Annotated in this window: 17 protein-coding genes; 11 read left to right on the top strand and 6 right to left on the bottom strand. The window is 36.6% G+C overall.

What is annotated here, in order from left to right:
- The first annotated feature begins 57 nt into the window (after positions 1-57).
- Positions 58-1,197, top strand: a complete 1,140-nt coding sequence (locus AC4G3K_RS01150) for a THUMP domain-containing class I SAM-dependent RNA methyltransferase (RefSeq protein WP_491075453.1) — start codon at positions 58-60, stop codon at positions 1,195-1,197.
- Between the two features lie 931 nt (positions 1,198-2,128).
- Complete coding sequence (locus AC4G3K_RS01145; RefSeq protein ID WP_491132178.1) at positions 2,129-3,637, top strand: carboxypeptidase M32; 1,509 nt, start codon at positions 2,129-2,131, stop codon at positions 3,635-3,637.
- A 470-nt stretch (positions 3,638-4,107) separates the two neighbouring features.
- Here the strand turns inward: AC4G3K_RS01145 and AC4G3K_RS01140 are convergent, their stop codons facing one another.
- The 3 genes from AC4G3K_RS01140 to AC4G3K_RS01130 all read right to left on the bottom strand — a co-directional run bounded on the left by AC4G3K_RS01140 (position 4,108) and on the right by AC4G3K_RS01130 (position 5,353).
- The gene (locus AC4G3K_RS01140; protein WP_491075446.1) at positions 4,108-4,530 is read right to left on the bottom strand and encodes a spore coat protein; all 423 of its coding nucleotides are present in this window, start codon (positions 4,528-4,530) and stop codon (positions 4,108-4,110) included.
- Positions 4,531-4,565: 35 nt separating this feature from the next.
- A complete protein-coding gene (locus AC4G3K_RS01135; protein WP_491075445.1) occupies positions 4,566-4,940 on the bottom strand; it encodes a spore coat protein in 375 nt (124 codons plus the stop codon).
- Positions 4,941-5,134: 194 nt separating this feature from the next.
- Positions 5,135-5,353 carry a spore coat protein gene (locus AC4G3K_RS01130; protein WP_491075444.1) on the bottom strand — a complete coding sequence of 73 codons (219 nt, stop codon included), beginning with the start codon at positions 5,351-5,353 and terminating at the stop codon, positions 5,135-5,137.
- A gap of 807 nt (positions 5,354-6,160) precedes the next feature.
- On the opposite strand from AC4G3K_RS01130, the gene AC4G3K_RS01125 reads away from it, so the two are divergent.
- The 6 genes from AC4G3K_RS01125 (at position 6,161) to AC4G3K_RS01100 (ending at position 12,863) form a co-directional block, all read left to right on the top strand.
- Positions 6,161-6,283: a hypothetical protein gene (locus tag AC4G3K_RS01125; RefSeq protein ID WP_491075443.1), complete on the top strand. Its 123-nt coding sequence runs from the start codon at positions 6,161-6,163 to the stop codon at positions 6,281-6,283.
- Between the two features lie 112 nt (positions 6,284-6,395).
- Positions 6,396-10,040, top strand: a complete 3,645-nt coding sequence (locus AC4G3K_RS01120; protein WP_491132177.1) for a dynamin family protein — start codon at positions 6,396-6,398, stop codon at positions 10,038-10,040.
- The gene (locus AC4G3K_RS01115) at positions 10,018-10,851 is read left to right on the top strand and encodes a sulfurtransferase (RefSeq protein WP_491075441.1); all 834 of its coding nucleotides are present in this window, start codon (positions 10,018-10,020) and stop codon (positions 10,849-10,851) included. Before AC4G3K_RS01120 ends, AC4G3K_RS01115 begins: the two co-directional genes overlap by 23 nt.
- Positions 10,852-10,940: 89 nt before the next feature.
- Complete coding sequence (locus tag AC4G3K_RS01110) at positions 10,941-11,831, top strand: 5'-3' exonuclease (protein WP_491075440.1); 891 nt, start codon at positions 10,941-10,943, stop codon at positions 11,829-11,831.
- A gap of 158 nt (positions 11,832-11,989) precedes the next feature.
- Complete coding sequence (locus tag AC4G3K_RS01105) at positions 11,990-12,454, top strand: NUDIX hydrolase (protein WP_491132176.1); 465 nt, start codon at positions 11,990-11,992, stop codon at positions 12,452-12,454.
- A gap of 139 nt (positions 12,455-12,593) precedes the next feature.
- Positions 12,594-12,863 carry a DUF6123 family protein gene (locus AC4G3K_RS01100; RefSeq protein ID WP_491132175.1) on the top strand — a complete coding sequence of 90 codons (270 nt, stop codon included), beginning with the start codon at positions 12,594-12,596 and terminating at the stop codon, positions 12,861-12,863.
- 438 nt (positions 12,864-13,301) lie between these two features.
- Here AC4G3K_RS01100 and AC4G3K_RS01095 read toward each other — a convergent pair whose 3' ends face one another.
- Complete coding sequence (locus AC4G3K_RS01095) at positions 13,302-13,697, bottom strand: reverse transcriptase-like protein (RefSeq protein WP_491075437.1); 396 nt, start codon at positions 13,695-13,697, stop codon at positions 13,302-13,304.
- Positions 13,698-13,828: 131 nt separating this feature from the next.
- Here AC4G3K_RS01095 and AC4G3K_RS01090 point away from each other — a divergent pair, with 131 nt between their 5' ends.
- Both AC4G3K_RS01090 and AC4G3K_RS01085 read left to right on the top strand, forming a co-directional pair.
- Complete coding sequence (locus AC4G3K_RS01090; protein WP_491075436.1) at positions 13,829-14,494, top strand: reverse transcriptase-like protein; 666 nt, start codon at positions 13,829-13,831, stop codon at positions 14,492-14,494.
- Between the two features lie 7 nt (positions 14,495-14,501).
- A complete protein-coding gene (locus AC4G3K_RS01085) occupies positions 14,502-14,717 on the top strand; it encodes a zinc-finger domain-containing protein (protein WP_491132174.1) in 216 nt (71 codons plus the stop codon).
- Between the two features lie 21 nt (positions 14,718-14,738).
- Here AC4G3K_RS01085 and cspD read toward each other — a convergent pair whose 3' ends face one another.
- Complete coding sequence (gene cspD, locus AC4G3K_RS01080; RefSeq protein WP_491075434.1) at positions 14,739-14,942, bottom strand: cold-shock protein CspD; 204 nt, start codon at positions 14,940-14,942, stop codon at positions 14,739-14,741.
- A gap of 216 nt (positions 14,943-15,158) precedes the next feature.
- Here cspD and AC4G3K_RS01075 point away from each other — a divergent pair, with 216 nt between their 5' ends.
- Positions 15,159-16,145: an HD-GYP domain-containing protein gene (locus tag AC4G3K_RS01075; protein ID WP_491132173.1), complete on the top strand. Its 987-nt coding sequence runs from the start codon at positions 15,159-15,161 to the stop codon at positions 16,143-16,145.
- 122 nt (positions 16,146-16,267) lie between these two features.
- Here the strand turns inward: AC4G3K_RS01075 and metA are convergent, their stop codons facing one another.
- Entirely contained in the window at positions 16,268-17,173 is a 906-nt protein-coding gene (gene metA / locus AC4G3K_RS01070; protein ID WP_491132172.1) for a homoserine O-acetyltransferase MetA, read from the bottom strand.
- Positions 17,174-17,248 lie beyond the last annotated feature (75 nt).

Raw genomic sequence — 17,248 nt, 5'->3', positions numbered from 1 at the left:
ATAGACGCGAACGACTTAATTTAATGGAAAAGTAATACGATTAGATAGGGTGAAACAATGAAGATTACATTAATAGCTACAGCAGCAATGGGTCTTGAAGCAATTGTCGCTCAAGAAGTACGTGACCTTGGATATGAGTGTACCGTAGAGAATGGACGAGTACTGTTTCAGGGAGACGAGCTTGCCATTGCCAGAGCCAATATGTGGCTTAGAACAGCAGACCGGGTGAAAATTCTGGTGGGTGAATTTAAGGCCTATACATTTGATGAATTATTTGAAGGGACAAAAAAGCTTCCATGGGAGAATTATTTGGATGTCACGGCTGAATTTCCTGTATCAGGAAAATCGGTTAAATCTAAATTATTCAGTGTTCCAGATTGCCAGGCGATTGCCAAGAAGGCCATAGTGGAACGTTTGAAAAAAGCGTACAAAAAAGATGGATGGTTAGATGAGAATGGACCATTGTATCGTGTAGAAGTATCGCTTTTAAAAGATAAAGCCACATTAACGATTGATACAACCGGCCCTCAGGCTCTGCATAAACGTGGATACAGAACAGGGCAAGGTGAAGCGCCATTAAAAGAAACTCTTGCAGCTGCATTGGTGAAGCTGACGAATTGGACTCCGGATCGTCCATTTGTCGATCCATTCTGCGGATCGGGTACGATTGCGATAGAAGCAGCGTTAATCGGCCAAAATATTGCACCGGGATTTAATCGTGATTTTGTTTCGGAAGACTGGCCTATAATTGATTCGTCTATTTGGGATAAGGTCAGAGAGGAAGCGGAAGAACAGGCCAATTATGATCAGGAATTAGATATCTCAGGGTTTGATATTGACCATAAAATGATTGAAATTGCGAAAGAGAATGCCATGGAAGCTGGGCTTGGTGATTTAATTAACTTTAAACAAATGCAAGTCCGTGATTTCACAACGAACAAGGAATATGGTGTGATTGTTGGAAATCCGCCTTATGGTGAACGACTTAGTGATCGTCCAACCGTTGAAAAAATGTATAAAGAGATGGGAGAAGCACTCCGTCCATTTGATACTTGGTCAGTGTACATGCTGACTTCTGATGAAAACTTTGAACAGTTTTACGGCAAACCAGCCACCAAAAAACGAAAACTGTTTAATGGTTTCATCCGTACGGATTATTATCAGTACTGGGGAAAGAGACCGCCAAGAAACGATTGATATGACATGGTTTCTTTAGTTAGCTTATTTTGGAACTAAATTATACCGAGACGATTCTTTATTGAATCGTCTTTTTTAGTGCTCTGGTCCACGTCTATCCAGGGGATAATCAGTATGTAATTAAAAATTATTATCGATGCAATTCTAAGTGGTCTATTTTGGTGCATCTTGTTATACAAATAAATCATAGTCACTACTTCTCTTCTATTTGAAAGGAGTTGATTCTAATGCTTTGGACTATCGCTGTAGTATTAATCATCATAGCCTGTTTGATTTACATTTTCTAATCCCTTTTCCTCTATTGTCAATAATCCAAATATAAGGACTGCTTCTTATCCGCTAAAATAAGGCCCTAGAGAGATGCAATCAGTGACTTCATAAATAGAACCAATAAAGGAGGCAAAGGTAATTGAGCTCGTCTTAAGGGCGGGAATAAGCCACCCTAAAGAGGGGGGATTATTTTGTGTATACTGCTTATGCTATAGCTTTATGTACCCATCACTTTTTTTTAGCCTGTTTATTGTAATCTATATGCAAAAAAGTAATCAGGTATACATGTCCGGAACAATAATCGAAAGTGGTCTAGAAAGAACTCCTTATGTTACAGCAAACCATCCACTAAAGTACGAAAGCTGGTTAATTGTTTCATCCATACGGATTATGATCAGTACTGAGGAAAGAGGCCACCAAGAAAGATGCAAAGTGATTCCGAAGTTAATGATTAATAGAAATCATAGACGCTAACCTGAGGGTTGGTGTTTTTTTTCTTTGGAAATACTATAATCAGGTAATTTGAAGGTATACAGAAAAATAAAAGCAGTCATGACTAGTTTTCTAAAATGAACGGTCAGTGAAATTAAATAAAACCACCTTAAAAGTATACTGAATATGGTAAAATATTCAGTATACTTTTAAGGTGGAGGGGCTCTATATGACAAATAAATTAGAAACTGAGTTTTTAGACTATATACATACTATGGATGCATTCAGAGAGGCTTCAGCATTGATTGGATGGGACATGCGGACAGGCGCACCAAAGAAAACGATTGATAAGAGAAGCCAGGTGTTGTCCATTTTATCAAAAGAACATTTCGAAATGGCAACCGGGGAACAAATGGAACAATACATAAATGAGTTATCAAAACCTGAATTGTTGGAGCAGTTGGCTGCAAATACAATTGCCATCGTGCAGGAATGTAAAAAAGAGTACGAGAAGATGAGTAAAATCCCGGCAAATGAGTATAAAGAATATGTTGAATTGCAGTCTAAAGCTGAAAGTATATGGGAAACGGCAAAGGAAGCATCTGATTTTTCTTTATTTATGCCTTATTTGGAGCAATTAATTGAAGTGAATAAGAAATTTGTATCCTATTGGGGTAAATCAGATCAGCCATACAATGCATTACTCGATTTATATGAACCTGGTATGACAGTAGAAATATTGGATGATGTGTTCGCCAAGCTAAGAAAAGAAATTGTTCCGCTTGTGAAAAAGATTGGGGATTCGAATAAGAACCTGGTAACGAATTTTATTTATAAACCATTTAGTGAAGAAGCCCAGAAGAATTTCTGCTTGGAGTTGATTCAGGAACTTGGTTATGACCTGGAAGCCGGTCGCTTGGATCAAACAGTCCATCCGTTTGCGACTGCTTTAAACGCAAATGATGTGAGGATAACTACGAAATATGTAGAGGAAGATTTCCGTGTTGCTGTATTTGGTACGATACACGAATGCGGACATGCCGTTTATGAACAGAATATCAATAAAGAATTAGAAGGCACGCCTTTATGTACGGGAACTTCAATGGGTATTCATGAATCACAGTCCTTGTTCTTTGAAAATTTTATCAGTCGGAATCTTAGCTTTTGGAAACGAAATTATGATAAATTGAAGATCGCCTCGCCTGAACAATTTAATCAGATTGATCTCAATACGTTCTATAAGGCTATTAATGAATCGAAGCCATCCCTGATTCGGATTGAGGCAGACGAACTCACTTATGTTTTACATATTATGATTCGATATGAATTAGAAAAGGGATTATTTAACGGGGATTTGAAAGTAGGGGATTTGCCAAAGCACTGGAATGATAAGTATGAGGAATACTTGGGAATCAGACCGGAAAATGATGGTGAAGGAGTTCTGCAGGATGTTCATTGGGCAGGTGGCATGTTTGGGTATTTCCCGTCCTACGCCCTTGGTTATATGTATGCAGCTCAATTAAAAGCTGCTATGCTAAAAGATATTCCAAATTTTGATGAAATCATTGAGAATGGAGATTTCGCAAAAATTACTGGGTGGTTAACCGAGCATGTTCATCAGTATGGCAAGACGAAATTACCTTTAGAGATTATAAAGGATGCAACTGGTGAAGGATTAAATCCAGATTATTTAATTACGTATTTAAAAGATAAATATACAGCACTGTATGAATTGTAAATAAAAAAGTGTGGGTCCGTTAAGTCGAATAAGGTCTTAGCGGGCCTTTTTATTATTAATGGGGATTTACTCAGGAGTGCCGGTTTGGTTACTTGCCACTTCAATTATATGTACCTATTTTAAATTGTTGTTGGTGTCAGCTTAATTAATTCAATTTTCGCTCAATTCTTGTCAGAAATAGCTCGCTTGAAAAGAAATGTCATTTTTATAGATGTTTTACGTCAGACCTATCTGAGTCTACCTATCATTATCCTATAAAAATGATAGAGAGAAGCATACGAATCATGAGAAGAATATATCATTAGTATAGTTACAAATGTATTAAAGAAAATTAGCTAGCATGAGGCCCGTTGAATACAGTCTTCACACCAGCCAATTAGCGGCTTAATAGAAACTTTAACTTTTGAGTGTCACTTCATAATTACATGTTTTTTCTCAGGTTGCTCACTTATAGTCTCTTAATCACACGTTTATGCAATATCAAGTCTAGCAACTATAGCCACAAGAATTTGGACTAATACTTGAATATTTAAAGCTACTTGAGTATCCGTAGTTGTAACGTTTACACACTTTGAACCTATGATAATGGTTTTCTGTGTATTTCGTTGTTTAGATTTGAAAAGTTGTTTTAGATCCTGAACTACCCCTTTTCCTACTTCATTGTCACCAACTGATATACTAATAACAACTGCGATTGCAACTTGAATAGCTGCTTGCAAAGATAATGCTATTTGAGTATCTGTTGTATGCACTTCTACATTCTCTGAATCTTTGACGACGATCCACTCGAAGGATTGCTGTGTGATTGATGTGATTTGATCCGCTTCTTGCGTGACTTCTGCATCATCTTTACAATGGAAATTGTCTAATGCTCTCCAATTATTTTCACTCATTTTTTCTTCTCACCTCTTATTTTAATTTATTGAATTTACGCGATATCTAATTTAACAACAATAGCTAGAAGAGCTTCCAGCATTACTTGAAGGCTTGCAGCGATATCTGTGTCAGTAGTTGTAATCCTAACATCCTTTGAATTTTCGATATGAATTTTTTGTATATTCTTTTGCTCAGAATCAAAGTGTTGAAGAAGGTCTTGAACAACACTATCGCTGTCATCTGAATCTGCAATTGTAATTTTGAGTACCAATGCGATTGCGAGCTGTAAAGCTAATTGCAGGGAAACAGCTGCTTGAGATTCGGTAGTATGAACAAAAATGTTACCTGAATCTTTAATAAAGATTACTTCATCTGATTCTTGGATTTGAGCAGTGAACTGATCAGCGTCCTGGACTATCTCTGCCATGCGCCGATTATCCTCTTCCCTTTTAACATCATGTTTATGGCTAAAATATTTTGACATTTTTCTACCACTCCTTTGTGATTTAGTCCTTATAAAATATGAGCTTCTTCACTTTTTGATTGGACAAAAAGCTCAAATGTAACGTGTCTTCCTGAAATAAAAAACGCCTGATAATCAGGCGCTCAAAATAATCATTTTTAAGTGTTTTTGTTATCTCCAGTTGATGATTTTACAAATGATTCTACTTGGTTGGTCAAATCACTAACTAATTCTTTTATCATTAGCTTTTGTTCATCGGATAAATTTTCTTTGGCCTTCTCGACGTTAATTCCATTTTTCCGAAAAAGATCACTTACCAGTAAATTAATAATCTGCTGAGGGATCAACTGTGGGGATTGATTTTGGTCATCACTCACAAATTTCACTCCTTTAATTGAAATATAATCTGGATTATGATATGTAAGTCCCCATTGTTATTCCTGTACAATTTACATACAAAATAAAAAAATAGAACGTTTAAAAGTAAAGAGGCACACTGCAGTTGATAGAATGTGCCTTTTCGACCAGCGTTTCACTTAAACCCTCTGAGTGGGACTAGCCCACATATCGTAATTAAATCGAACATATAAGAAATCCTGCTGAGGTTTCTATAAAATTTTAGCTTCAATACAATTAATTAAAGAATAGTAATTAACTAATTTATAGATGGTAACTTAAAAGTTGATATGAGAACTCAAAATTATAATTTACGAATAATAAATCCAAAATATCTTTATTCAATTTCCGATTGGTGTAAAGTGTGGTAATAGATTTTAAATTAAGAACCTGCCAAACCATCTTTACATATACTGTATGTAAAAAAAGGCGGATTCACATATGAAAAAATATTATTGTGGGCATTGTCATTCTATCCAAGAAACGCTGAAAGTCTGTCATGTTTGTGGACAGGATCAGATGAAAGAAATTTTTATTACGATTCAGCATAATGAGAAGAAGGGTGACAATTAACCGAATATAATTGATAAAGAATCTGCCTTGATCAGTTAGGGTGGATTTTTTGTATCTGAGTGATGATACGGATCATTTACATAGAGGAGCGGGGAGGGAGAGGTAATATTTGTATGAAATCGGATTTTGATTGAAAATGATTATCATTGATGATACACTGAATTTATAATGAGAGACGTTATCAATTAACTTCGTGACAGGGAAGGTGAATGTTAATGGTTTGGTTATTTGTTGGAACAACGGTAACAGCCTTAAGCGGAGTCATGATTTATGTACTAAATAATGTAGCGAATCCAAAAGTTTTAGAAGCTCATTCACAATCGAATCCAAATATATAAGCTTGGACGATAGGTCCAGGCTTATTTTTTTTACTTTAATACAAAATTATGGGCAATTATCTCAATTTTCGCTAAAATAAAAAAGATAATGAATTCAAGTAAGGGGATAATGATGACAGCGCATACAAGGGGAGCAACACTAAGTCAGCTTTACGCAATTTATAAGTACTTTGAACAAGATGGAGATCAGGTTCGAGCACAAAAAATCACTGATATTATGAATAAAGTAAATGAAAATGAATATAGTTTAGCATTTTGCGGACATTTTTCAGCCGGAAAATCTACTCTCATTAATTATATTTTGAAACAGGCAATTTTACCTTCCAGTCCAATTCCTACGAGTGCCAATATTGTTAAAATACGAAGCGGAGATGGCGAAGCAAGAGTCTTCTTAAATAATGAAAAATGTTTAGTCTTTCAGCCGCCAATCGATTTTAACAGGATTAAGGAATTTGCGAGAAACGGTGAATCTATACAAAAAATTGAGCTGAGGATTCAGAATTTTCCATACAGTGACCAGTTAGTGTTATTGGATACTCCAGGAATTGACTCAACAGATGAAGCTCATGAACTATCGGCTGCCTCTTCATTCCATTTGGCTGATGCGGTTTTTTATGTGACCGATTACAATCATATACAATCTGAAATAAATTTTCAGTTCACACGGGATCTTGCGCGAATGGGGAAACGTATATTTGTCATCATTAATCAAATTGACAAACATAATGAAGATGAACTTTCATTTATTTCACTCAAACAAAGTGTAAAGCAAGCTTTTAAGGAATGGGATATCTCCGTTGAAGAATTCTATTTTACCACTATGAAGGAAGAGAAACATCCATATAATCAAGTAGATCAAGTAATTGAAAAAATATCTGAATTGGCTAGTCTTCCACCGGCTTACGATGTGAAGGTACTTCTTGATCAATTGATGACCGAGCATTTAAATTGGAAAGAAACAGATTCCAATCGAGCAAGAAATCACCTGGAACATCAGTTGCAGGACAATCAGAACCAACACCTTATAGAATTAATTGATTCTGCTGAAGTGTTCAGTAAAAGTATAATTGATTTTCGTGATCAAGAAGAAAGTGTATTTGACGAACAAATTGGCCATATTATCGAGAATAGCAATATTACTCCTTATGAAACAAGAGAATTGGCAAAAGCCTATCTAGAATCTAATGTTTCGTCCTTTAAAGTTGGGAGATTATTCGGAAAAAGTAAAACAGAACAGGAAAAAGGAAAGCGTAAGCTGGATTTGATTCAAACGATTAAACAGCAGACAGAATCTACGATTTTATGGAATCTTAATGACTATTTTCAAAGAATGATGAATGACTATCCGGGGCAAAAACAAGAAGGTTTAGATATCATCCAATCTTATGACTACACAATTCCATACGAGGATTTTATCCAGATGGAATCGCTTGCTTCTGTTACTGGGGATTTGGTGCTGAACTTTTCAAAAGACTTGGCAGGCTCCATAAAAAAAGAAGCAGGTAAAAAAGCGTTAACTCTCTTTGAAACCTTGGGGAACCTTTGGGAAGAGGAAAGGGAGCAACGTATGAATCAGATTGAAGAGGAATTAAAGTCCGAACAGTCTAATCTTCAAAAAATCTGGCAGGAATGGCAAGTAGAATTGTCTAATCAACGGAAATATAAGGATAAAATAAAAGCTGAATTAACGAAACGTTCCAAGTATCCGATGACAGAAGTAATGACCTTCCTCCAGGGCCAACAGATAGCTGAGACTATAGTGGAGATGAATCATAAAGAGCTTCTGAGCAAAGAACCCGAACCAAATGAGAAAATGGTTTCAACGGATATTGAGCAGACGAAATCTGTCTATACTCCGGAGCAAATGGCTCTAAAGCTGCAAAACGCATCCCAGGCGATCATCCAGCTGCCGGGTATGGAAAAGCTCGCGCAGGAACTGAAAAATCGTGCAGATTCTTTGCTGAATCAAACCTATACTCTAGCGCTATTTGGTGCTTTCAGCGCTGGAAAATCATCATTCGCCAATGCGCTCCTCGGAGCAAATGTTTTACCAGTATCGCCGAATCCTACGACCGCGGTGATTAATCGAATTTTGCCGCCAAACGATATTTATAAGCACGGTACAGCGATCATTCATGCTAAAACAGAGGCAATGCTGCTGGATGATTTAAATGAGCTGATGTCTGAGAGTGGTTTGAAAGTACAAGATATAGCAATGGCAAAAAAACAGGCAAAAATCATGCTGAAGAAACAAAGTTATGCACTTGGCCTGAAGGTTTCTTTCCTAGAGGCCTTTATCGAGGGGATCGATTCATTTGAAGAAAACCTTGGTAAAAATTTTACAGTGTCAATTGAAGAGTTTCCTGAATTTGCAACGGACGAGTCAAAATCATGCTTTATTGAACGCATAGATTTATATTATAATTGCGACCTAACTCGTAAAGGGATTATTTTAGTAGACACACCTGGAGCGGACTCTGTTAATGCTAGACATACAGGTACGTCATTCAATTATATAAAACATTCGGATGCCATTTGTTTTATTACGTATTATAATCACCCATTTTCCCGAGCAGACCGTAATTTTCTTGATCAACTTGGACGGGTAAAGGATTCATTCAGTATGGACAAGATGTTCTTTCTTTTAAATGCGGCAGATTTAGCTGAGAATTTGGATGAGAGGAAGTTGGTTGAGGGTTACTTACGGAGTGAATTACAGACATCTGGCATCCATAATCCGCGTATATATCCGATTTCAAGCCGGGCAGAACTTCAACGAAGGACCGGCGTATTCAATCAAGAGAATGAGGAATATACCAAGCTGTTTACTTTTTTTGAATCATCTTTTTATACATTCATTCAACACGAACTAAAAGGGATATTAATTCATGCAGGCGAGAAGGATTTGAAAAAAACGCTACAGCTTACGAGCCGTCTGGTTGAACTGTCGAGTGAAAGTCAGGAGCAAAAGGTAAAAAGGCGTGCCGAATTGCATGAAGACTGGGAACAAGTCCTAGATAAATTAAATGAAAAAACATTTAATCATCAAGTAGCCCAAATGAAACAGGAAACAGAAGAGCTGATTCATTTTAGTAAGCAACGGATCAACCTGAACTTCTCGAATTATTTCAGAGAAATTTTTAACCCAGGTACGTTAAAGGATAATCGTCAATCCCTTATAATGTGTACGAACCGACTGCTTGATCAAATACGAATCGAATTAGAGAATGAAATACAGGCTACATCGTTACGGTTAGAAGTCATGATGAGAAAAAGCATACAGGATGCCTATATCGAGTTGGTTAAAGATATTCAATCTATCCACAAAGATTGGTCATTCAGTGAACCGAATATAGCAATTGAATCTGAATATAGAACGGAAAGAGTGCTCCCCAATCTAACGGCAGACCATTTTAAAGAAGAATTGAAAATTTTTAAAGGAACACAACACTTTTTTGAAAGGAATGGCAGGAAATTATTATCGGATGCCTTTTTGAGTAGATTAAATGAACAACTCAACGTTTACTATTCTGAACAGCAGATTAAGTTAATAAGCCACTTTGAAAAAGCCATTCATTATTTGAGCCTTTCTTTGATTGACGAAATGAAAATGGAAGGAATGGAACGATTGAAGGGTATGGAAATGACTTTGAATAAGCAAGCGAATACGGAAATGTACTTGGAGTCAGAGAGGAAAATTAAGCTGATTTTGGAATCAGGAAAGGAGAATGAGCTTGCAGCTGGTAAAAGAACCTGAGTGGCTCTTTGATCATTTGAATCATAATCATGTGCGTGTGATTGATTGCCAATTCAGTTTGTCAAATGTAAAGTTGGGAAGAGAAAAGTACAGGGAGCTCCATATACCTGGTGCGTTTTTTATGGATGTCGCTCAGGATTTATCCGGGCCTGTTTCAAAACATGGCGGCAGACATCCTATCCCTGGCAGAAAAGAGTTTATCGAAAAAATGAAAGTTGCCGGAATAGAGGAGCATTCCATCGTAATTGCCTATGATGGAGGGGAAGGAGCTTTTGCAGGACGTTTCCTTTGGTTAGCTCAGTATTACGGCTATGATCATGTATATGTCCTGAATGGAGGATTAAAAGCTTGGCTCAAGAAAGGGTATCCAGTAACACCAAATATCCCCAAACCCACTCCGTCCGATTATATGCCATCTGCAAACAAGAATCTCTTAGCCACTTATCTTGAGGTAAAGGAGTGGACAGAAAGTAATCGGCATGGCTATTTGATTGATTCAAGAGAATCCGAACGGTATAAAGGCAAGCATGAGCCGATTGATCATAAAGCCGGGCATATACCAGACGCAATTAATATGGTTTGGACCGAAAATTTTAGGGATGGCAAGTATTTGTCTGAAGCAGAGATGGAAAAACGTTTTGAACATTTACAGAAGGATGAACCAATCATTGTGTATTGCGGTTCCGGCATTACAGCCACTCCAAATTTTATTGCACTTAAGGAAGCTGGTTTTATGAATGTAAAACTATATGCCGGCAGTTTTAGTGATTGGATATCCTATCCTGAAAGTGAAATAAAAACTGACCAATAAATTGGTTTGATGGGAATTTTTTTAGAGGAGAATGAAACCAGGATGTGTTACAATCTGATAACATGGAGTCAGATTGCAGGGGGATTAGGATGAGTGAAAATAACAATTCATTATTATTAATAGATGGTTTCAACTTACTTAGCAGAGGTTATTTTGCGACTGCTTACGGAAAAACGGAAGATCAACTATATAGAAATAAAAACGGGGTCTATACGAATGCGTTACGGGTATTTTTTCAAAAAATGTTCAGCCTCATTAAAACACATCAAGTCACTCATTTAGGGGTAGCATGGGATGTGAAGCGTGAGGAATCATCCCGCAGACAGAAATTTGATTTTTATAAAGCAACACGCGGAGAATTGCCTGCACCGTTAATCATGCAATATGAGACACTGCGTTCGAGTCTGGAACGGATTGGTGTTCCGCAACTGTCTGTACCATCCTATGAAGCAGATGATGTGATAGGCACGATCTCTACTATGTGGAGCGCAAGTAACATGGGAAAATGCTTCATATACAGTAATGATCGCGATCTCTTTCAATTGCTGAATGAGAATACGAGCCAAATAATCGCAAGTAAGACGGGTGACAAGGTTTATACAATTGATCATTTCCGCGAGGATTTTGGAATCGAATCTGCGCAATGGGTGGATGTTAAAGCGTTACTGGGGGATACAAGTGATAATATTCCTGGTTGTCCGGGTATCGGTGAAAAGACAGCTCTGCCACTTATTCAGCATTATCAAACACTTGAAGGTGTCTATGAACAGCTGGAATTATTAGATCCAAAATTCAATCGATGTAAAAAGAAACTGGCTGCCGGACAGGAGTCAGCCTTTATCAGTAAAGAATTAGCCCAAATTATTTGCCAAATAGATGTATTTGAGGATTGGACTCATGATCATCTAATGTTTGATATCGATTATGACATATTGGCAAGTGAGCTGGATGACTTGGAACTTAAAATTCGTGTCAGTTAAAAGATGACTGTATCCGTAAACAATCGAGCTTTATACCTAAGGGTTTAAAGCTCGTATTTTTTTATCCTTTTGATTCATTCAAACATACAAAATAACCGGTGTAACATTTACTATATCTGATAGCAAGCAGCATAGAATGCCAAAGGAGGAGATGTGAAGTGGGGTATATTGAAGACCTGAGAACGATTGTTGGCCATCGACCATTAATATTAGTCGGTTCAGTTGCGGTTATTATAGATGAAAAGGGCAGATTATTATTGCAACAAAGGAAATTTCCCATGGAATCATGGGGGCTGGCTGGCGGATTAATGGAATTGGGAGAAACGACTGAGGAAGTGGCCAGACGAGAAGTCGAGGAAGAGACTGGCCTTAAGGTAGGCAAGCTTCATTTTATAAATGTTTATTCAGGATCGGATTATTTTGTTAAGGTTGAAAACGGTGATGAATTTTATTGCGTAACGGTAGCGTATTATACAGATGAATATACAGGTGAACTAAATGTGGATGATCGTGAATCGATAAAATTTGAATACTTCTATCCTGATGAGCTACCGCAAAAAATCGTCAAAAGCCATAAAAAAATTATAGATGAATATCTATCTAAACATGTCGCGCATAAATAAAACAGATTCCCTTTAGATTTATGAAAAGAGTAGAGAGGGATCATCACTTTCAGATAATTCGACAAAAAGCTATATCCAACTTATAAAAAATGTTTTACAATGATAGAGTACTTTAAACAAGGAGTGTGTTTGGGGATACATGGAAAAATTAGAAGATTATATATGTATGTTATCTTCAAAAGGCTTTAAACTTGGAGAAGAGGCAATAGGATTTATCTATTTTGGAAAACAGTTAACTTCAGCACCAGATTGGATCGTAAGTATAGCGTTAGAATATACATTAAAGGCTCAAAAGAGATTTGATGGCGGGTTTTATATATCCTTACTAGAAACATTAGTTAATAGTAAAATCACCAACAGAAAAGAAGCGGATTATGTAATGGAAAAACTTGGATTACAAGTATCGTAGCTACCTTACTATATCAGGGTAAGGTTCTTTTATGTGATTCTGATTATAATAATTTAAAGTACCTTTGGTTCAATTCATCACAATGGATGTCATTCTTGCACTAAACTTTTTAAAGGTATCCCATTAATAAGAAAATGGGGACTGGTTATAATGGTTTTAACAGTAGATGGATGAGTATAGGGTAGAGAAAAGACATTTAAAAAGATGTCTTTTTTATTTTAGATATAGCTCCACTAATTTAAAGATGATCATATATATGATTGGCGAACGGTTATAGGGTAAGTCAGAGTAAATAATAACGTTATAAAGATTTGCCACCAATGCTTGAGGTTCGGGAAGTCTGCTAATGTTTTACAATTGCAAAATAAAAGACCTCACAATAAAGAGGTCAGGGTACATTCATTTTGTCTGGATTTTCAAAATCATTGATCAAGTGCTTTACTCAGCCTCATTCATTTGCACTGCTTTACGAGATAACTGGTCAGCTGATTTATTCTGAGACTCAGGTATCCATTTGATGAAGAATAAACTGAATTGTGACGAAAGCTCCAGAGCCTGATTAAGTAATTGTCTATATGGCTCTTTTTTAACATACTCTTTTTCCATTGCATCAGCGACATGCTTTGAATCTGTACGAACAGAGATCACTTCATACTTTCTATCCAGGCATATTTTCAAAGCATGAATGAGAGCCAGATATTCAGCTTCATGGTTATTTTTGATGCCAAGGGGTATGGAATACCGATAGACTTCTCCATCTGCTTTTATAAAAATACCAGCACCGCTTGGACCTGGATTTCCTTTTGCTGCGCCGTCCACATATACTTCTATCATACAAAAACATCCTTTCAAAATAAAAGGTACATCAGTTTTTATCAATTGTCTACAGTAATAGTTTTTATGTCATCAGGATAATTTATATATAGGTATGTAATTAGGATTTCGGACCGGAAAGGAAGAAAGAAATGAAAGTAATATTGAAGTGGGTGTACCATAAATCGAAAATGCCTTCGGTAACGTTTACATCAGAAGAATTGGATAGCCAGTTTGCTTTAAAAATTGCCAATGATTTAGAAAGTACCGGAAGATTGCGTGAACTCATTATTATTGATGAACTTGGTCAGGAATGGACCAGGAAACAATTTCAGAAGTTAACGGAAGATATTGATGGGTCACCTCAAAATGTCACTATCTATTTTGATGGAAGCCATAAACCGGGTGAAACGATTGCAGGGGCGGGTATTGCAATCTATTACACTCAAAACAATAAAAAATACCGTTTGCGTAACAATGAGCGTTTTGATTATATCGAAAACAATAATGAGGCAGAATATTGTGCGTTGCTGGCAGCTGTCCAAAAGTTGGAGCAATTGGGTGTGAAGCATCAAAAAATTATGATTAAAGGTGATTCTCAAGTTGTTTTGAAACAATTAACAGGAGAATGGCCCTGTTATGAGGAAAATTTGAATAAGTGGTTGGATCGGATTGAACAAAAACTTAAAGATCTTGGATTACATGTCGAGGTCATGGCGATTCCAAGAAAAGAAAATGAAGAAACGCATCGGTTGGCAACTCAGGCACTTGAAGACATCAAGATAGACAGCCAAATTGAATTACCAAACATGGGGTGACAGGTCTATGAAAAAGAAAAAAAGGAAAAAGGCCATGCTAAAACAAGTCGATTCATTATTGAACATGTATTGTGAGGGTTGCTTTTTACACAAACAAAATGTCCTTGATAATGGTCGCACTTATGCACACCGCTTCTGTATTAATCAGTGCACGGTTGGTGAATCATTGAAACAAATTGGAGAAAATTTAAATCAAAATACAGAACAGCCGCCTATTCAGTAGACGGCTGTTAATTTTGGTTCCTTATTGAACTTTTTGAACGTTAGTTGCTTGTGGTCCTCTTTCTCCATCAACGATTTCGAAAGTAACTTCTTCGCCTTCTTCTAAAGATTTGTATCCTTCACCTTGAATTGCTGTAAAATGAACAAATACATCTTCTCCGCCTTCAACTTCGATAAAACCAAAACCTTTTTCATTGTTAAACCATTTCACTTTACCGTTTTGCATAAAACTATTCCTCCTAAAACTGTGGCCACTTTGTGCCAATTACTATTTATCATAACTTTTAGATAAGCCATGATAATCTCAATATACAACATTCAAATATCCGGTGTCAAAATGGATTTTAAAAAATTTTTGAAAATTTTATGAATTTGGAGAATGGGTAGATAAGTATGGTATAATTTGTTAAAAACAAGCGGATTATATTTTCGGGGGGACCTGATGGATACACGTCAAAAAGGTTTATCTAATTATCTTTTGGAAACGGTCTATACGGACCAATTGCTAAAAGATTTAAGGGGAAATATAGAGGGAAAATTATCTGCTAAGAAAAGGGATGAGCAAGTGCGATCAATGCCGATAGCAGAGGTATCTTTAAGTATGGATCAAGCATGCAGTGACTTTCGCAATATTTTTAATGATATAAATAGGAATGGAATAGAATCTGTTAGGCGAATCAGGCAGGAGATTATCCCAGTTATAAAGAATGCTTCATCCAGTCCCAGAATTTTTGAGTTACTTCATCAAAATAAAAGTAAAGAGGAGTATACTTACTGGCATTCCATATGTGTTGGAATTCTGTCCGGCATTATTGGGAATTGGCTGAGACTGACTTCAGGAGAGCTTGAAGAATTGATGGTTGGCGCAGTATTGCATGATATCGGAAAAACCATGATTCCTGAAGAAATTATAAATAAAACAGGTAAGCTAACATCTAAGGAATACACTATAATGATGAAACATACTGTCTATGGCCATGAATTATTAAGTGGATTGAATACGATTCCAGATTCAGCCGGCATTGTTGCTCTCCAGCATCATGAAAGAGAGGATGGGATGGGATATCCTTCTGGCTTGAGAGGAGATCAAATTCATTATTTCTCTAAAATTGTAGCCATTGCCGATATCTATCATGCTATGTCTTCAGAAAGAGTTTATCATGAAGCAACTCCGTTTTATTTAATCATCGAACAAATGCAAAATGATATATATGGAAGATTAGACGCCCATATTTTATTGGTTTTCATGGAGGGATTGCTCCAGGCTCTTGTGGGGAAAAAAGTAAAATTGAGCAATGGTGAATGCGGGTGCATCCTTCTCCTAAATCGTTATAATCCACTCAAGTCTCTAGTGAAGACAGAGAGAGGGATCATTGACCTAATGGCATTCCCGGAAATAGAAATTGTTAAAATCATCAATGAAGTTTAATAATCATATATCGAAAAAAGACAGCACACATGGTGCCGCACCCCAAAAGTTAGAATAAAAAAAACTAACTTTTAGGGGTCACTACCCATCGCTGTCTTTTTTACATTAACCATTTTAAATAATTACCACTGATATGGGGTTGTCTGGTAAACATAATAGTTCAGCCAATTTGAAAATAGAAGGCTGGCGTGGCTTTTCCAAGTGTGAAAAGGCAGCGAATCGGGGTCATTATCAGGAAAATAATTTTCAGGTATGGGGGCAAGTGGTCCCTTCGCTAAGTCCCGTCTATATTCCTGAGCAAGTGTTGTAACCTCATATTCCGGATGACCGGTTACCATGATTAACCGTTTGTCCCTAGAGGCGATCAAAAATAAACCAGCCTCATCAGATTCTGCCAGGACAATCAAATCTTCATGATTTTTTATTTTTTGTTCTTCAACATCTGTATATCTTGAATGTGGAGCGAAAAAAACATCATCAAACCCTCTCACAAGGCTTTCATATGGCTGCAGGACTTTATGCTTGTAAATACCAGTGCATTTCTTGTTTAATACTTGCTTTGATACTCCAAAATGATGATATAGAGCAGCTTGAGCTCCCCAGCATATATGGAGAGAGGATGTTACATGTTTTTTTGACCAATCCATAATTTCCACTAGTTCACTCCAATAATTCACTCTCTCGAACTCCATTTTCTCAACGGGAGCGCCTGTGATGATTAAGCCATCAAAACGCTTGTCCGATATTTCATGAAAGGTTGAGTAAAATCGCTCTAAATGTGAATGGGATGTATTTTTACTTTCATGTGTTTTCATCCTTAAAAAGGTAATATTAACTTGCAAAGGAGTATTTCCGAGTAACCGCAATAGTTGTATTTCAGTTTTCTCTTTTTCTGGCATTAAATTTAAAATAAGAATTGTCAAAGGTCGTATATCCTGATGGTGTGCACGTTTATCATCCATTACAAAAATATTTTCTTCTTCCAAAATGTGTCTGGCTGGTAAATTATTTGGAATAGTAATTGGCAAGATATGGACCTCCCTGTTTATAATTGTTTAAAATATTTGGAATAATAGAATAATACTACCTATTGTATTCATATT

The organism is Bacillus sp. z26 (genome assembly GCF_058313635.1).
The sequence above is the reverse complement of the archived record's forward strand: the minus strand, read 5'-3'. Positions and strand labels throughout refer to the sequence as shown.

What these genes read in the sequence shown, in the direction of transcription:
- AC4G3K_RS01150 (WP_491075453.1), top strand. Translation starts at nt 58, where the DNA reads ATGAAGATTACATTAATAGCTACAGCAGCAATGGGTCTTGAAGCAATT.
- AC4G3K_RS01110 (WP_491075440.1), top strand. Translation starts at nt 10,941, where the DNA reads ATGAGTGAAAATAACAATTCATTATTATTAATAGATGGTTTCAACTTA.
- AC4G3K_RS01090 (WP_491075436.1), top strand. Translation starts at nt 13,829, where the DNA reads ATGAAAGTAATATTGAAGTGGGTGTACCATAAATCGAAAATGCCTTCG.
- AC4G3K_RS01075 (WP_491132173.1), top strand. Translation starts at nt 15,159, where the DNA reads ATGGATACACGTCAAAAAGGTTTATCTAATTATCTTTTGGAAACGGTC.
- AC4G3K_RS01135 (WP_491075445.1), bottom strand. Translation starts at nt 4,940, where the DNA reads ATGGCAGAGATAGTCCAGGACGCTGATCAGTTCACTGCTCAAATCCAA.
- AC4G3K_RS01100 (WP_491132175.1), top strand. Translation starts at nt 12,594, where the DNA reads ATGGAAAAATTAGAAGATTATATATGTATGTTATCTTCAAAAGGCTTT.
- AC4G3K_RS01120 (WP_491132177.1), top strand. Translation starts at nt 6,396, where the DNA reads ATGACAGCGCATACAAGGGGAGCAACACTAAGTCAGCTTTACGCAATT.
- AC4G3K_RS01140 (WP_491075446.1), bottom strand. Translation starts at nt 4,530, where the DNA reads ATGAGTGAAAATAATTGGAGAGCATTAGACAATTTCCATTGTAAAGAT.
- AC4G3K_RS01145 (WP_491132178.1), top strand. Translation starts at nt 2,129, where the DNA reads ATGACAAATAAATTAGAAACTGAGTTTTTAGACTATATACATACTATG.
- AC4G3K_RS01125 (WP_491075443.1), top strand. Translation starts at nt 6,161, where the DNA reads ATGGTTTGGTTATTTGTTGGAACAACGGTAACAGCCTTAAGCGGAGTC.
- cspD (WP_491075434.1), bottom strand. Translation starts at nt 14,942, where the DNA reads ATGCAAAACGGTAAAGTGAAATGGTTTAACAATGAAAAAGGTTTTGGT.
- AC4G3K_RS01095 (WP_491075437.1), bottom strand. Translation starts at nt 13,697, where the DNA reads ATGATAGAAGTATATGTGGACGGCGCAGCAAAAGGAAATCCAGGTCCA.
- AC4G3K_RS01085 (WP_491132174.1), top strand. Translation starts at nt 14,502, where the DNA reads ATGAAAAAGAAAAAAAGGAAAAAGGCCATGCTAAAACAAGTCGATTCA.